The organism is Lysobacter sp. GX 14042, from assembly GCF_021390425.1.
GTDB lineage: Bacteria > Pseudomonadota > Gammaproteobacteria > Xanthomonadales > Xanthomonadaceae > Novilysobacter.
In genome coordinates, this window is sequence record NZ_JAJUWY010000001.1 from 323296 (window position 1) to 339578 (window position 16283).

A 16283-nucleotide genomic window follows, 5' to 3' on the forward strand; every position below is an offset into this window, starting at 1 on the left:
TTGTCGAGCGCGTGGGCTTGCCCGTAGCCTGAGGCGATGAACAGCACCGATGTGCCCCTCAGGCTTCTGGTACATGGCGCGTCCGGCCGCATGGGCGCCGCCGTGCTGCGCATCGCCCGCGCCCGGTCGGACCTGCGGGTGGTGGCGGCGGTGGCCGGCAGCCCGCCAGCGCAACGGGTGGTCGACGGCGTGCCGCACTTCGCCGCGGCGGAGATCGCCGGCGCGCCGCCATTCGACGTGGCGGTGGACTTCAGCCTGCCGGACGCCTTCGACCGCGTCCTCCAGGCCTGCCTTGCCCGTGGCGCGGCGCTGGTGACCGGCACCACCGGCCTGTCCGGCGCCCAGCACGATGCGCTGGAAGCGGCCGCGGCGCGGATCCCGGTGCTGGCCGAGGCCAACTTCAGCCTGGGCGTGGCGGTGCTGTCGGAACTGGTGGAGCGTGCCGCCGCGGCATTGCCGGACTGGGACTGCGACATCGTCGAGGCGCACCACGTGCACAAGAAGGACGCGCCGTCCGGCACCGCGCTGGCGCTCGGGGAGCGGGCCGGGGAGGGCGGCGCCCGGCCGCGCTATGCCTCGCTGCGCGCCGGTGACATCGTGGGCGAACACACCGTGCAGTTCACCGGCCTGGGCGAGCGGCTGGAACTCGTGCACCGGGCGACCGACCGCGACGTGTTCGCCCGCGGGGCGCTGCAGGCCGCGGCCCGCCTGGCCGGGCGTGAACCCGGCCGCTACCGGCTGGCGGGCCTTCTGCTGTAACGCGCGCCATCCGCGACGGCGGCGGCAACTGGCGCGGACGCCCCCGCATCGCTAGAATCCGGGCTCGCCTGAGCCCTGTTTCACGGACCGGTTTCCACCGGTCCGCGCCTTGCTGCAGCCTGACGAGTGGCTGCGCGGCCGAAGCGGGCCGGCTCTCCCCGCACCCAAGGCGAATCCCGTGACCCAACCCGCAATCCTGGCCCTCGAAGACGGCACCCTCTTCGAGGGCATTTCCATAGGCGCGCCCGGCCTTTCCGTAGGCGAGGTGGTGTTCAACACCGCCATGACCGGTTACCAGGAAATCCTGACCGATCCCTCCTACGCGCGCCAGCTGGTCACGCTGACCTGTCCGCACATCGGCAACACCGGCATCAACCCGCAGGACGACGAGTCCGGCGCGGTGCAGGCGGCCGGCGTGATCGTGCGTGACGTGCCGTCGCGCCCCAGCAGCTGGCGCAGCACGATGGGGCTGCCACGCTGGCTGGCCGACAACGGGATCGTTGCCATTGCCGGAATCGACACCCGCCGCCTGACCCGGCTGCTGGTCCGCAATGGCGCGCAGAACGGCGCACTGATGGCCGGCGCAATCGACGCCGAAAAGGCGATCGAAGCCGCGCGCAAGTTTCCCGGCCTGCAGGGAATGGACCTCGCCCTCGAGGTAGCCACCGACCGCAGCTACACCTGGGATGAAGGCCTGCTGGAGCTGGACGGTGGCGGGCACGGCGCCGGCAACGGGCGCCAGCACGTCGTGCTGTGGGATTTCGGTGTCAAGCGGAACATCCTGAGGCAACTGGCCCAGGCCGGCTGCCGCGTCACCGTCGTCCCCCCGCGCACCCGCGTCGACGAGGCGATGGCGCTCGCCCCCGACGGTGTGATGCTTGCCAACGGTCCCGGTGACCCGGCGGCCTGTGGCTACGCGATCGAGACCGCGCGCGAACTGCTGGCGCGGCGGATCCCGACCTTCGGGATCTGCCTGGGCCACCAGATCCTCGCGCTCGCGGCCGGTGGCCGCACCATCAAGATGAAGACCGGGCACCACGGCGCCAACCATCCGGTCCAGGACCTGGCCACCGGCAAGGTGATGATCACCAGCCAGAACCACGGCTTCGCGGTCGACGAGGGCAGCCTGCCGGACAATGTCCGTGCCACCCACCGCTCACTTTTCGACGGCAGCAACCAGGGCATCGAGTTCACCGACGCACCCGCGTTCGGCTTCCAGGGGCACCCGGAGGCCGGCCCCGGCCCGCAGGACGTGGCCCCGCTGTTCCAACGTTTCGTTGCGCTGATGGAGGCGCGTTGACATGCCCAGGCGCACCGACATCAAGACCGTCCTGATCATCGGCGCCGGCCCGATCGTCATCGGCCAGGCCTGCGAGTTCGACTACTCCGGCGCCCAGGCCTGCAAGGCCCTGCGCGAGGAGGGCTACCGGGTCGTGCTGGTCAACTCCAACCCGGCCACGATCATGACCGACCCGGAGATGGCCGACGCGGTCTACATCGAGCCGATCACCTGGCAGACGGTCGAGAAGATCATCGCCAAGGAAAAGCCCGACGCGCTGCTGCCGACCATGGGCGGCCAGACCGCGCTGAACTGCGCCCTGGACCTGGCCGACCACGGCGTGCTGGAAAAGCACGGCGTGGAGCTGATCGGCGCCTCGCGCGAGGCCATCCGCATGGCCGAGGACCGCGAACTGTTCCGGGTGGCGATGGCCGAGATCGGCCTGGAATGCCCGAAGGCCGCGGTCGCCAGGAACTACGGGCAGGCGGTGGAGATCCAGGCCACGGTCGGCTTCCCGACCATCATCAGGCCCAGCTACACCCTTGGCGGTAGCGGGGGCGGCATCGCCTACAACGTCGAGGAGTTCGAGGAGATCGTCAAGCGCGGGCTGGAGCTCTCGCCGACCGGCGAGGTGCTGATCGAGGAGTCGGTGCTGGGCTGGAAGGAGTTCGAGATGGAGGTGGTCCGCGACACCGCGGACAACTGCATCATCGTGTGCTCGATCGAGAACTTCGACGCGATGGGCGTGCACACCGGCGACTCGATCACCGTGGCTCCGGCACAGACGCTCACCGACAAGGAGTACCAGCGCCTGCGCGACGCCTCGCTGGCGGTGCTGCGCAAGATCGGCGTGGACACCGGAGGCTCCAACGTCCAGTTCGGCATCAACCCGGCGAACGGCCGCGTGGTGGTGATCGAGATGAACCCGCGGGTCTCGCGCTCCTCGGCGCTGGCCTCCAAGGCGACCGGCTTCCCGATCGCAAAGGTCGCCGCCAAGCTGGCCGTCGGCTACACCCTGGACGAGCTGAAGAACGAGATCACCGGCGGCGCGACCCCGGCCTCGTTCGAGCCGGCGATCGATTACGTGGTGACCAAGATCCCGCGCTTCGCCTTCGAGAAGTTTCCCCAGGCCGACGCCCGGCTGACCACCCAGATGAAGTCGGTGGGCGAGGTCATGGCGATGGGCCGCAGCTTCCCCGAATCGCTGCAGAAGGCCCTGCGCGGCCTGGAGACCGGCAAGGCCGGCCTGGATCCGACCGGCTTCGACCTGGCCGATCCCGAATCGATCGCGACCCTTCGCCGCGAGCTCAAGGAGCCGGGCCCGGAGCGGATGTTCCACATCGGCGACGCGTTCCGCGCCGGGATGGACGTGGAGGAGGTGCACGCGCTGTCGGCGGTCGACCCGTGGTTCCTGGACCACATCGCCGGGATCATCGACGCCGAGCGCGAGCTCGGACGGGGCGGGTTGTCTGCGCTGGATGCCGCGCGCATGCGCCGGCTCAAGCGCCTGGGCTTCTCCGATGCCAGCCTGGCGCGCGTCACCGGCACCGACGAGGCCGCGGTGCGCGCCCTGCGCCATGCCTTCGGCGTGCGCCCGGTGTACAAGCGGGTGGACTCCTGCGCGGCCGAGTTCCCGACCACCACCGCTTACATGTATTCGACCTACGAGGACGAATGCGAGGCCGCGCCCAGCGACCGCGAGAAGATCATCGTGCTCGGCGGCGGACCGAATCGGATCGGGCAGGGGATCGAGTTCGACTACTGCTGCGTGCACGCCTCGCTGGCGCTGCGCGAGGACGGGTTCGAGACCATCATGGTCAACTGCAACCCGGAGACCGTCTCCACCGACTACGACACCTCCGACCGGCTGTACTTCGAGCCGCTGACCCTGGAGGACGTGCTGGAGATCGTCGAGCTGGAGAAGCCGAAGGGCGTGATCGTCCAGTACGGTGGCCAGACCCCGCTCAAGCTGGCGCGCGAACTTGAGGCCGCCGGGGTGCCGATCATCGGCACCAGCCCGGACAGCATCGACCTGGCCGAGGACCGCGAGCGCTTCCAGCAGCTGGTCGACCGGCTCGGGCTGCGCCAGCCGCCCAACCGCATCGCGCGCAAGGCCGAGGAGGCCGTGGCCCTTGCGCGCGAGATCGGCTACCCGCTGGTGGTGCGCCCCAGCTACGTGCTGGGCGGCCGCGCCATGGAGGTGGTGCACTCCGATGCAGACCTGGAGCGCTACATCCGTGACGCGGTGAAGGTCTCGGAGAAGTCGCCGGTGCTGCTGGACCGGTTCCTGGACAACGCCGTCGAGGTCGACGTCGACGTGATCGCCGACCACGAAGGCAAGGTGCTGATCGGCGGGGTGATGGAGCACATCGAGGAGGCCGGCGTGCATTCGGGTGACTCGTCCTGCTCGCTGCCGCCGTATTCGCTCGGCGCACGGACCCAGGCGAGGCTGCGCGAGCAGGTCACCGCGCTGGCGCGGGCGCTGGATGTCGTCGGCCTGATGAATACCCAGTTCGCCATCACCGTCGACGAGGACGGGGAGGACCGGATCTTCCTGCTGGAGGTGAACCCGCGCGCCTCGCGCACGGTGCCGTTCGTCTCCAAGGCCACCGGCGTGCCGCTGGCCAAGATCGCGGCCCGCTGCATGGCCGGGCGGACGCTGGCCTCCCAGGGCGCCACCGAAGAGGTGATTCCCGGCTACTACTCGGTGAAGGAGGCGATCTTCCCGTTCGCCAAGTTCCAGGGCGTGGACCCGATCCTCGGGCCGGAGATGCGCTCCACCGGCGAGGTGATGGGGGTCGGCACCCGCTTCGGCGCCGCGATGGCCCGGGCCCACGAGGCCGGCGGCATCAAGGCGGTGCCGGCCGAGGGCAAGGTATTCGTCTCGGTGCGCGAGCCGGACAAGGCGCGGGTGCTGGATGTCGCCGCCGAACTGGTGCGCCGTGGCTACCGGCTGGTGGCCACGCGGGGCACCGCCGCCTGCCTGCGCGAGCATGGGCTGGAGTGCGAGACGGTCAACAAGGTCGCCGAGGGGCGCCCGCACATCGTCGACCTGATCAAGAACGGCGAGATCGCCTACATCATCAACACCACCGAAGGCCGCCAGGCGATCAGCGACTCGTTCTCGATCCGCCGCGAGGCCCTGCAGCAGCGGGTGACCTATTCGACCACGGTCGCCGGGGCGCGGGCCCTGGTGCAGTCCCTGGACTTCCGCGACGCCGGCCCGGTCTGGTCACTCCAGGAGTTGCACGCCGGGCTTTCCTGAACGGGCAGGTGCTTGCGATTCCCGCCACGGCGGGCACAATCGGCACCACAGCGACGAACCACGCGGGGCCCCAACGGGGCCCCGTTTTTCCTCACAGGACACGCACATGCAGTCACCCATCACCAACAAGGGCGCGCAGCGCCTGCGCGCCGAGCTGGAAGAGCTCAAGTCGGTCAAGCGACCGGAGGTCATCGCCGCCATTGCCGAGGCCCGCGCCCATGGTGACCTCAAGGAGAACGCCGAGTACCACGCCGCGCGCGAGCAGCAGGGCTTCATCGAGGGACGCATCAAGCAGCTCGAGTCGGAGCTGTCCAATGCCCAGGTGATCGATGTCTCGAAGCTGGACGTGGGCGACCGGGTCGTCTTCGGCGCCACCGTCGACCTGGTCGACATGGACACCGACGAGGAGAAGACCTGGCAGATCGTCGGCGACCTGGAAGCGGACATCAAGCAGGGCCTGATCGCGATTTCCTCGCCGGTCGCCCGCGCCATGATCGGCAAACACGCCGGTGACACGATCAGCATCGACGCCCCGGCCGGAACCCGCGAGTACGAGATCGCCGCTGTCCGCTACCTCGGCTGAGATGGCCGCAGGCACCACCACGCTGTTGCTGCCGGAGCGCGCCCGGTTCGGTGGCCAGCGCCTGGGTGCGGCCTCGGCACGCTGGTTCGCGCGTGCCACCCGCCGGCAGCGGGCCGGGGCTTGCCCGCAGCGGCACTTCACCGTGGCCGGTGGCGGCTGGCCGGTCGCCGCCGCGACCCGGCAGCTGGATGCCGGGGATGCCGCCGGTGCCACCTGGCTGCGCGCCGACCCGGTACACGTGCGCGCCGACATCAACGGCGCCCGCCTGCTGTCCCACGGTGACGCGCTGCTGCTGGACGACGCGGAGGCCGCACTGTTCCTGGAGGCGCTGCGGCCGTTGTTCAGCGACTCCGGCCTGGTGCTCGATGCGCCGGTGGCGGGGCGCTGGTACCTGCGGCTGCCGCCGGGCACCGCCCTGCCGCCGATGACCCCGGTCGACGAGACATTGGGCGACGACCTGTTCGAGAACCTGCCCGCGGGCCCGGAAGGCCGCCGCTGGCGTGCGCTGCTCAGCGAGGCGCAGGTGACCCTGCACAACCACCCGCACAACACCGCACGCATGGCCGCCGGGCTGGCCGCGGTCAATTCGCTGTGGTTCTGGGGTGGCGGCGCGCTGCCGGCGACGGTGGCATCCGCCCACGCGCGGGTGCTGAGCGACGATCACGGACTGCGCGCGATGGCGACGCTTGCGGGTGCCACCGCCGAACCGCTGCCCCCGGGCTGGCCGGGCGGATCCGACACCCTGGTCGACCTGCGCCACGCCCGTGACCTGGCGGTCCTGGAACGCGACTGGTTCGCTCCCATCCTCGGGAGACTGGGGCAGGGCGGCAACGCGCGGGTGGCGGTGGAATTCGCCGACGGCCCGGGGCTGGACATCGCCCCCTGGCAGCGCCTGCGCGTGTGGCGCAAGCCGCTGCGCTCGTTCATCGGTGACCCGGCTGCCGGTGTGGCCTACGGGGCCGGCGGGGAGTGAGTCCCTCGACCAGCGTACGCCGGCGCCAGGTGTCCACCGGTGGCGACTGGCCGGACAGCCTGCCGTCCCTGTTGCGGCGGGTCTACCAGGCACGTGGCGCGGCCAGCCTGGCCGAGGCACGCCCCCGCCTGGCGCAGCTGCTCCCCCCAAGCATGCTCGGCCTCGAAGCCGCGGTTGCCCTGCTAGCGGATGCGATCGACAGCGACCGGCACATCCTGGTGGTCGGCGATTTCGATTGCGACGGCGCCACTGCCTGCGCAACCGCGGTACGCGGCCTGCGGATGCTGGGCGCCCGGCGGGTCTCGCATGCGGTGCCCAACCGCCAGGTCCATGGCTACGGGCTCTCGCCCGGCCTGGTCGGCGAACTGGCGGCGATGGAACCGCAGCTGCTGGTCACCGTGGACCACGGGATCGCCTGTCACGACGGTATCCAGGCCGCCAAGGCACGCGGCTGGCAGGTGCTGGTGACCGACCACCACCTGCCGGGCGAGACCCTGCCGCCGGCCGACGCGATCGTGAATCCCAACCAGCCCGGCTGCAGCTTCCCCAGCAAATCGCTGGCCGGGGTGGGCGTGGTGTTCTACGTACTGCTGGCGCTACGCCGCCACCTTCGCGCGGCGGGCCGGCTGCCCATGCCCGAGCCCGACCTGGGGCAACTGCTGGACCTGGTGGCGGTGGGCACGGTCGCCGACCTGGTGCCGCTGGACGCCAACAACCGTGCCCTGGTGGCCGCCGGACTGCGGCGGCTGCGCAGTGGGCAGGGCTGTCCCGGCCTCACCGCCCTGGTCGAGGTGTCGGGCCGCGACCTGTCGCGCCTGTCCTCGGCCGACATCGGGTACGCCGTCGCCCCGCGGCTCAACGCCGCCGGCCGGCTGGACGACATGGCGATCGGGATCGAATGCCTGCTGAGCGACTCCATACCCCGCGCCCGCGAACTGGCCGGGACGCTGGAGCGGATCAATGCCGAACGCCGGGCGGTCCAGCAGCAGATGACCGCCCGGGCCGAACAGGTCCTGTCGACCATTGCGCTCGGACGCGAGGCCGCACCGGTCGCCGCCTGCCTGTTCGACCCCGGCTGGCACCCGGGCGTCGTCGGCCTGGTGGCGTCCAGGATGAAGGAACGGCTGCACCGCCCGGTGATCGCCTTCGCGCCGGCCGAGCCGGGCGGCTCCAGCCTGCGCGGTTCCGCGCGTTCGATTCCCGGCCTGCATGTCCGCGACGCCCTCGCAGCCGTCGATGCCCGCCGCCCGGGCCTGATCGAACGTTTCGGCGGCCATGCCATGGCGGCCGGCCTGTCGCTTCCGGCCGCGCACCTGGATGCGTTCACCGACGCCTTCGTCGACTCTGTCCAGGGCATGGTCGATCCGGCGATGCTCATGCTGGAAGTGCCCAGCGACGGCGAGCTGTCACCCGGAGAGCTGTGCCACGCCATGGCCGTCGCCCTGCGCGAAGGCGGGCCCTGGGGCCAGGCGTTCCCCGAGCCGCAGTTCGATGGCGTGTTCCAGGTCCGCGACTGGCGGGTGGTCGGACAGCGGCACCTCAAGCTGGAGGTCGTCACCGGCGGGCTGCCCCTGAATGCCATCCACTTCGGCGGCTGGAGTGGCAACCCGCCACCATCGCAGGTCCGGCTGGCCTATCGCCTGGCCACCGACGACTACCGCGGCGGCGACGCGATTCAATTGATCGTCGAGCATCTCGAAGCGGCCTGAGCCAGGCCCGCGGCTGGCGGCTGGAACGGCTTGAGCCCGAACAGCGGGCGCAGCAGGCGCGAGCGACGGATCAGGAACTCATGCAGCAGCGCGCAGCCGGCGACCGTGCCCGCCAGTACCGCCAGGGGTTCCAGCCACGGTCCGGGCCGCAGCGGCGCCAAGGCGAAGGCAAGCGGCACGATCAGGCTCTGGTGCAGGATGTACCACGGGTACACCGCCTCGCTGGCGTACGGCAACCAGCGGAACGGCCGGTCGAGCAGGGTGCGGCTCCACCCGAAGATGGCCAGGAGCGCGATCCACGAATACAGCGCCCGCGCCATGCGTTCGATCATCGCCCAGTCGACGTGCAGCGCCCAGCCGGGAACATCGCCGGGCGGCAGGTAACGGCCCGCCGCGCGCAGCGAAAGCTCGACCGCTGTCGCCGCCAGGGCGAGTGCCAGCGTCCGGCCACGGATCGCCTGTACCCGGTCCCAGAACCGGCCCTCGCGTGCCACCAGCCAGCCGGCAAGGAAGAAGGCGAAGTACTTCGCATGGGCGTACCAGTCGCCGCCCAGGGCGTGGGTTTCCGGATGCCGGGGCGCCAACCACCACAGGCAGGCGAAGAACCAGGCCGCAGGCAGCAACACCCACGGCCAGGCCCGGCGGCCGCTGAACAGCCAATCCCGCACCCGCCGGCCGCCAGGCGAGTCCAACAGCGGGGCCAGCAACAACAGCAGCATGCTGTAGCACCACAGATAGGCCAGGTACCACAGGTGGTTCCAGCTCACTCCGTACGCCGCGCCGGTCCAGCCGCCTTCGGGCCACGGCCGCAGCTGCAGGTAGCGCAGCAGGAAGGCGCGGAATCCCGGCTCGAGCGCGCCGTTCGCCAGTGCCTCGCAGTAAGCCTGCACCGGCACGATCGCCAGCATCCCGAATGCCAATGGCAGCAGCAGCCGCCAGCTGCGTGACAGCCCCAGCCGCAATACAGGATGAGCCGTCATCGCCAGGCCGATGGAGATCCCCGAAATCATGAACAGCAGCGGCATCCGCCAGCGGTTCACGAAGATCATCGGCCATTGCAGCCATTCGGCCTGGTGCCCGCTCTTGACGTGGTAGCCCCAGTCGGCCACGTAGACCATCGCGACGTGGTAGAGGATCAGCAGACCGAAGGCGAGGACGCGCAGGGCGTCGATATCGTGGCGTCGTGACATGCGGCGGTCCGCAGTGGCATTGCGCCCATTCCACTGTCGTGGACCGCGCGCCGCCACGTCCAGGTGCCAATACGACCCGGTCGCGGGACCAGCCGTGGAATTCGGGGACGAGCTGCAGGGCCGGGCATCCTGCGTCCCGCTACACTCCGCGGATGCATGACAGCCACGCGGATGCCGGCGAACGGGGAAAGGATTTCTGGAACCGGCACCTGCCGTGGCGCCTCCCGGTCGAAATCGCGGTCTGGGTGCTGGTTTTCGGCGCCAGCGCCGCAGCCAACACCACGGTCGTCCTGATCGATGCCGGGCGCCATGGCCAGGTGCTGGAAACCTGGGAGGCGGCAACCTGGGAGTCCAGCAGCGCCCTGGTGTCGCTGCTCCTGGTGCCGGCCCTGCTGTGGCTGTGCGAACGCCAGCCCCTGCACGCCGATACCTGGCTCAGGCGCCTGCCGCTCTACCTTCTCGCCAGCATCGCCTGGTCGCTGCTGCACGTGGCCGGAATGGTGTTGCTGCGCATGGCGGTCTACGCCTTCATGGGTGACAGCTACAGCTTCGACTGGGGCGTCGGGCTACCGTACGAATACCTCAAGGATGTCCGCACCTTCGCCCTGATCGTGTCCATCGCCCACGGCTACAGCTGGCTGTGGCGGCGCTTGCAGGGCGAGGCCCACCTGCTTGGCCGGCCGGATCCGGGCATCCCGGTCCGGCCGGCCGAACGGGCAGGGCGGCCCGAGCGGTTCCTGGTACGCAAGCTGGGCCGCGAGTTCCTCGTTGCCTCCGACGACATCGAATGGCTCCAGGCTTCCGGCAACTACGTCAACCTGCACCTGGCTGGCCGCACCTATCCGTTGCGCAGCACGATGGCGGGGATCGAGGCGAAGCTGGACCCGGACCGGTTCGTGCGCATCCACCGCAGCTTCATGGTGAGGCTGGACCAGGTCGAGTCGGTCGAGCCGCTGGACAGCGGCGATTCCCGGGTGCACATGCGCGGCGGCGACGTGCTTCCGTGCAGCCGGCGCCACCGCGATGCCTTGCGCGCCGGCCGGTAGCCGCCGGCGCACGGACGGAAAAGCCCTGGCCCGGTGTTAAACTAACCGGCTTTCGCCCGACCGGTCCGACCATGCTCGAACTCAATCCCGTCCGCCAGCGCATCGCCGACCTGCAGGGCCGGCTGGAAGCGCTTAGGGGGTATCTTTGACTACGACTCCAAGTGCGAGCGCCTGGAGGAAGTAGAGCGGGAGCTGGAAAGCCCCGACGTGTGGAACGATGCGGCACGCGCGCAGGCCCTGGGCCGTGAGCGCGCCGCGCTGGACAAGGTGGTCAACGGCATCCGCGAACTGGTCGAGGGCCTGTCCGGGGCGGTCGAACTGCTCGAGCTGGCGCAGATGGAAGACGACGAGGACACCGCCCAGGCAGTGGCGGAGGACGTCGACGGTTACGAGCGCCGGGTCGAGGAGCTCGAGTTCCAGCGCATGTTCTCCGGCGAGATGGACGACGCGGCCGCGTTCGTCGACATCCAGGCCGGCGCCGGCGGCACCGAAGCCCAGGACTGGGCGGAGATCCTGCTGCGCATGTACCTGCGCTGGGCCGAATCGCGCGGCTGGAAGGCCGAGCTGATGGAGGTGTCCGGCGGCGACGTTGCGGGCGTCAAGTCCGCCACCTTCCGGGTGGAGGGCGACTTCGCCTACGGCTGGCTGAAGACCGAGACCGGCGTGCACCGGCTGGTGCGCAAGTCGCCGTTCGACTCCGACAACCGGCGCCACACCAGCTTCACCTCGGTGTTCGTCAGCCCCGAGGTCGACGACAGCATCGAGATCGACATCAACCCGGCCGACCTGAAGACCGACGTCTACCGCTCCTCGGGGGCGGGCGGCCAGCACGTCAACAAGACCGAGTCCGCGGTGCGCATCACCCACGTGCCGACCGGCACCGTGGTGGCCTGCCAGACCGAGCGCAGCCAGCATGCCAACCGCGACCGGGCGATGAAGATGCTGGCGGCCAAGCTGTACGAGCTGGAGTTGCAGAAGCGCAACGCCGAGAAGCACGCCGTCGAGCAGACCAAGTCCGACATCGGCTGGGGCAGCCAGATCCGCAACTACGTGCTCGACCAGAGCCGGATCAAGGACCTGCGCACCGGCATCGAGCGCTCCGACACCGACAACGTGCTCGACGGGGATCTCGACGAGTTCGTCTCCGCCAGCCTGAAGGCCGGGTTGGCGGTCGGCGCCAAGCGTGCCGACGCCACCTGAGCCTGGAACACCGGATCCCGGACCCCGCAACAGCGATCGCGGCCGACGCCGCTCCTACACGAAGACGACATGACCGACGACGCGCAGACGCCCCAGGACGAGAAGAAGCCCGACGAGAGCCGGCTCATCGCCGAGCGGCGGGCGAAACTCGGCGAATTGCGCGGGCAGGGCGTCGCCTTCCCGAACGACTTCCGCCGCCGGGACCTGGCCGGCGCGCTGCAGGAGCGCTACTCGGACGCGGAGGCCTGGACTGCCGAGGCACTCGACGCCGAGGCGCACGAGGTCGCCGTCGCCGGCCGGATCATGCTCAAGCGGGTGATGGGCAAGGCCAGCTTCGTGCAGGTCCAGGACCAGTCCGGACGCATCCAGCTGTTCCTGCAGGCCAACACGCTGGGTGAAACCTACGACGCGTTCAAGGGCTGGGACGTGGGCGACATCATCGGCGCCCGCGGGGTGCTGACCCGCACCCGGACCGGGGAGCTGTCGGTGCGGGTGGCGGAACTGCGCCTGCTGACCAAGTCCCTGCGGCCACTGCCCGACAAGTTCCACGGCCTGGCCGATGTCGAGCAGCGTTACCGCCAGCGCTACGTCGACCTGATCGTCAATCCGGACGCGCGCGAGGTCTTCGTCAAGCGCAGCGCGATCGTGCGGGCGCTGCGGGCGTGGCTGGACGGGCGCGACTTCCTCGAGGTCGAGACGCCGATGATGCATTACATTCCCGGCGGCGCGACGGCCAGGCCCTTCGTCACCCACCACAACGCGCTGGACCTGGAGCTGTACCTGCGGGTGGCCCCGGAGCTCTACCTCAAGCGCCTGGTGGTCGGTGGCCTGGAGCGGGTTTACGAAATCAACCGCAACTTCCGCAACGAGGGCGTGTCGACCCGGCACAACCCCGAGTTCACCATGCTCGAGCTCTACGAGGCCTATGTCGCCTACGACGAGGTCATGGACCTGACCGAATCGATGATCCGCGACGTGGCGGCGCAGGTGATGGGCACCACCACGGTGGAGTGGGACGGCCAGCAGATCGACCTGGGGCCGGCGTTCCGCCGCTGGTCCATGGCCGACGCGGTGCTCGAGCACAATCCGGAGATCGCCGCCGCGGATTTGCGCGACGTCGAGGCGATGCGCGGCCATTGCGGGCGGCTGGGCATCCAGGTCAAGTCCGGCCACGGCTGGGGCAAGATGCTGCTGGAACTGTTCGAGGAGACCGTCGAGCACACGCTGGTGCAGCCGACCTTTATCACCGAGCACCCGGTGGAGGTCAGCCCGCTGTCACGCGCCAGCGATGCCAACCCGGGGTTCACCGACCGTTTCGAACTGTTCATCGGCGGCAAGGAGCTGGCGAACGGCTTCTCCGAGCTCAACGACCCGGAAGAACAGGCCGCGCGCTTCCGCGCCCAGGTCGATGCGAAGGAAGGCGGCGACGACGAGGCGATGCACTACGACGAGGACTACATCCGCGCCCTGGAGGTCGGCCTGCCGCCGACCGGCGGCCTGGGCGTGGGCATCGATCGGCTGGTGATGATGCTGACCGGCACGTCCTCGATCCGCGACGTACTGCTGTTCCCCTACATGCGGCCCGCGGCCGGCTGAGCGGGCCACCCGGGTGCGGCCTGCGGCCTCCTACCGGAGGTGCGGGGCCGCCGGTTCGTCGCGAAGCTCCCGGCGAAGGATCTTGCCGACGTTGGTCTTGGGCAGTTCGTCGCGGAACTCGATGACCTTCGGGCGCTTGTAGCCGGTCAGGTTCTCCTTCGCGTAGGCCTTGATCTGCTCGGCGGTGAGGGCCGGGTCCTTCCTGACCACCACCAGCTTCACGACCTCGCCGGAATTCTCGTCCGGGATGCCGATCGCGGCGGCCTCGAGCACGCCCGGCATCATCGAGATGACGTCCTCGACCTCGTTCGGATACACGTTGAAGCCGGACACCAGGATCATGTCCTTCTTGCGGTCGACGATGTAGAAGAAGCCGTTCTCGTCCATCCGCGCCATGTCGCCGGTGCGCAGCCAGCCTTCGGCATCGAGGGTCTTGGCGGTCTCTTCGGGGCGCTGCCAGTAGCCCTCCATCACCTGCGGGCCGCGGACGCACAGCTCGCCCACCTCGCCGGCGGGCAGGAAGCGGCCGTCCTCGCCGCGGATCCCGGCATCGGTGGAGGGGATCGGCAAGCCGATCGAGCCGTTGTATTCCTTCAGGTCGATCGGGTTGATGCAGGCGGCCGGCGAGGTCTCGGTCAAACCGTAGGCCTCCACCAGGGTGCAGCCGGTGACCTTCTTCCAGCGCTCGGCGACCGACCGCTGGACCGCCATGCCGCCCCCCAGGGTCAGGCGCAGGGCGGAGAAGTCCAGCTGGTCGAAACCCGGGGTGTTGAGCAGGCCGTTGAACAGGGTGTTCACGCCGGTGATGGCGGTGAAGCGCACGCCCCTGAGCTCCTTGACGAAGCCCGGCATGTCACGCGGGTTGGTGATCAGGTGGTTGAGGCCGCCGAACTTCATGAAGACCAGGCAGTTCGCGGTCAGCGCGAAGATGTGGTACAGCGGCAGCGCGGTGATGATCACTTCCTTGCCTGGCTGCAGGTTGGCCGACACCCAGGCCGATGCCTGCTGCATGTTCGCGACCATGTTGCGGTGGCTGAGCATCGCGCCCTTGGCCACTCCGGTGGTGCCGCCGGTGTACTGCAGGAAGGCGATGTCCTGGTGGTCGATGCGGATCTGCGGCAGCGCGTGCCCGGCGCCGGCCTTGAGCGCGTCACGGAAGCGCGTCGCGCCCGGCAGGTGGTAGTCCGGCACCATCTTTTTCACGTGCCGCAGCACGAAGTTGACCAGCGCCCCCTTGACCGGCGAGAGCATGTCGCCCAGGCCCGTGGTGATGACCTTCTGGACGGCGGTGCCGTCGATCGCCTTCTGCGCGGTGTCGCCGAAGTTGTCGACCACCACCAGCACCTTGGCGCCCGAGTCCTCCAGCTGGTGGCGCAGTTCGCGCGCGGTGTACAGCGGGTTGGTGTTGACCACCGTGAGGCCGGCGCGCAGCGTGCCGAAGATGGCGATCGGGTTCTGCAGGCAGTTGGGCATCATGACCGCCACCCGGTCGCCCTTCCGCAGCTTGAGCTCGCACAGCAGGTAGGCTGCGAACTGGCGGCTCAGCGTGTCGATCTCGCCGTAGGTGAGGACCTTGCCGAAGCTGGAGAACGCCGGGCGGTCGCGGTACTGCCCGATGGCGGCCTCCAGGACCCCGACCACCGAGGAGAACTCGTTGACGTCGATCTGCTCGGGCACGCCTGCCGGGTACCGGGCAAGCCAGGGTCGCTCAATGCTCATGTTCTTTCCCCATCTGGATCATGGCCTTGCAGTGCCGGCGCGACGCCCGTGGCAACCACACGGCATACCGATCGATTGGAGCACAGGGCCCCGGGGCTGGCAAGAAGGCCTCAGGGGTCGATCATCGGCTGCAGGTGCTCGAGGTTCTCCAGCAGCCGCGCCTCCCGCGTTCCCTGGCACAGGCGCAGGTAGACCCGGTCCATCAGGTGCTGGACCGCCGAGCGGTAGAGCAGGGGCTCCACGTGCGGGCGGTCGTCGTGCGCGGCGACCAGCAACGCCAGGTCGGCGTGCGCGCGCAGCGGATTCGAGGTGTGGCGGGTGACCGTGGCCACGGTGCCGCCGCGTTCGCGGAACAGCCGTGCCAGGTGGCACAGCGCGGGCGGGCGGCCGTGCTCGGAGAACAGCACCATGACATCGCCGGCGCGCGCGGCCGAGACACTGGCGGCCATGTGCGCCGGATCGAAATTGTGGACGGCGAGGATGCCCAGCATCGACAGCCGCAGGGCCAGGCCGCGGGCGTGGATGTCGTCTTCGCCCAGGCCGATCAGGAACACCTTGCCGCGGCCATCGGTGGCCTCGATCGCCGCCGCGACCGCAGCCAGCTCTTCGGTGCCGTTGATCGCGCCGGTTTCCTCGAAGGCGGCGGTCTTGCAGCGCCACAGGTCGGCGGATGGATCGTCGGTCCCGTCACCGCCATCGGGCTGCGTGCCGTCGCCTTCGCCATCGTCGTGGCGGGCCATCGCCTCGCCGATCGAGTACTTCAGGTCCGGGTAGCCCTTGAACCCCAGCTTCTGGCAGAACTTGACCACGCTGGACTGGCTGATCCCCAGCGCGTTGGCCAGTTGCTGGGACGAGTAGTCCCGCAGCAGTTGCGCATTCTCGAGCACGAAGTCGGCGATCCGGCGCTCGATTGCCGACATCCGGTCGCGCTCGGCGCGGATCCGCAGCAGCGCGCTCACCGCCG

At 69.7% G+C, this 16283-nt stretch carries 12 protein-coding genes; 9 read left to right on the top strand and 3 right to left on the bottom strand.

What is annotated here, in order from left to right; genetic code table 11:
* The first annotated feature begins 36 nt into the window (after positions 1 to 36).
* The 6 genes from dapB to recJ all read left to right on the top strand — a co-directional run bounded on the left by dapB (position 37) and on the right by recJ (position 8568).
* The gene (gene dapB, locus LY625_RS01515) at positions 37 to 759 is read left to right on the top strand and encodes a 4-hydroxy-tetrahydrodipicolinate reductase (RefSeq protein WP_233737236.1); all 723 of its coding nucleotides are present in this window, start codon (positions 37 to 39) and stop codon (positions 757 to 759) included.
* Positions 760 to 937: 178 nt separating this feature from the next.
* Positions 938 to 2059 carry a glutamine-hydrolyzing carbamoyl-phosphate synthase small subunit gene (carA, locus tag LY625_RS01520; protein ID WP_233737237.1) on the top strand — a complete coding sequence of 374 codons (1122 nt, stop codon included), beginning with the start codon at positions 938 to 940 and terminating at the stop codon, positions 2057 to 2059.
* Position 2060: 1 nt separating this feature from the next.
* On the top strand, positions 2061 to 5303 hold the full coding sequence (gene carB / locus LY625_RS01525) for a carbamoyl-phosphate synthase large subunit (protein ID WP_233737238.1): 3243 nt from the start codon (positions 2061 to 2063) through the stop codon (positions 5301 to 5303).
* Between the two features lie 106 nt (positions 5304 to 5409).
* Positions 5410 to 5886, top strand: a complete 477-nt coding sequence (gene greA / locus LY625_RS01530) for a transcription elongation factor GreA (RefSeq protein ID WP_233737239.1) — start codon at positions 5410 to 5412, stop codon at positions 5884 to 5886.
* 1 nt (position 5887) lies between these two features.
* Positions 5888 to 6859: a phosphoglycerate mutase gene (locus LY625_RS01535; protein WP_233737240.1), complete on the top strand. Its 972-nt coding sequence runs from the start codon at positions 5888 to 5890 to the stop codon at positions 6857 to 6859.
* Complete coding sequence (gene recJ, locus LY625_RS01540; RefSeq protein ID WP_233737241.1) at positions 6856 to 8568, top strand: single-stranded-DNA-specific exonuclease RecJ; 1713 nt, start codon at positions 6856 to 6858, stop codon at positions 8566 to 8568. Before LY625_RS01535 ends, recJ begins: the two co-directional genes overlap by 4 nt.
* Here the strand turns inward: recJ and LY625_RS01545 are convergent.
* Positions 8535 to 9758, bottom strand: coding sequence for an acyltransferase (locus LY625_RS01545; protein WP_233737242.1), 1224 nt, complete (start codon positions 9756 to 9758; stop codon positions 8535 to 8537). The two genes, recJ and LY625_RS01545, sit on opposite strands and share 34 nt — an antisense overlap.
* A 152-nt stretch (positions 9759 to 9910) precedes the next feature.
* Here LY625_RS01545 and LY625_RS01550 point away from each other — a divergent pair, with 152 nt between their 5' ends.
* From LY625_RS01550 to lysS, 3 genes are all read left to right on the top strand, one after another.
* Positions 9911 to 10804, top strand: a complete 894-nt coding sequence (locus tag LY625_RS01550; RefSeq protein ID WP_233737243.1) for a LytTR family DNA-binding domain-containing protein — start codon at positions 9911 to 9913, stop codon at positions 10802 to 10804.
* Between the two features lie 71 nt (positions 10805 to 10875).
* A protein-coding gene (gene prfB, locus LY625_RS01555) for a peptide chain release factor 2 (protein ID WP_233737244.1) occupies positions 10876 to 12004 on the top strand; the annotation gives its coding sequence in 2 pieces (ribosomal slippage) (positions 10876 to 10950 and positions 10952 to 12004; 1128 coding nt in all).
* A gap of 69 nt (positions 12005 to 12073) precedes the next feature.
* Complete coding sequence (lysS, locus tag LY625_RS01560) at positions 12074 to 13600, top strand: lysine--tRNA ligase (protein WP_233737245.1); 1527 nt, start codon at positions 12074 to 12076, stop codon at positions 13598 to 13600.
* Between the two features lie 30 nt (positions 13601 to 13630).
* Here the strand turns inward: lysS and LY625_RS01565 are convergent, their stop codons facing one another.
* Together LY625_RS01565 and LY625_RS01570 are read right to left on the bottom strand one after the other, a co-directional pair.
* Positions 13631 to 15319: a long-chain fatty acid--CoA ligase gene (locus LY625_RS01565; RefSeq protein ID WP_233737246.1), complete on the bottom strand. Its 1689-nt coding sequence runs from the start codon at positions 15317 to 15319 to the stop codon at positions 13631 to 13633.
* 110 nt (positions 15320 to 15429) lie between these two features.
* Entirely contained in the window at positions 15430 to 16278 is an 849-nt protein-coding gene (locus tag LY625_RS01570; RefSeq protein ID WP_233737247.1) for a MurR/RpiR family transcriptional regulator, read from the bottom strand.
* Between the last annotated feature and the right edge of the window lie 5 nt (positions 16279 to 16283).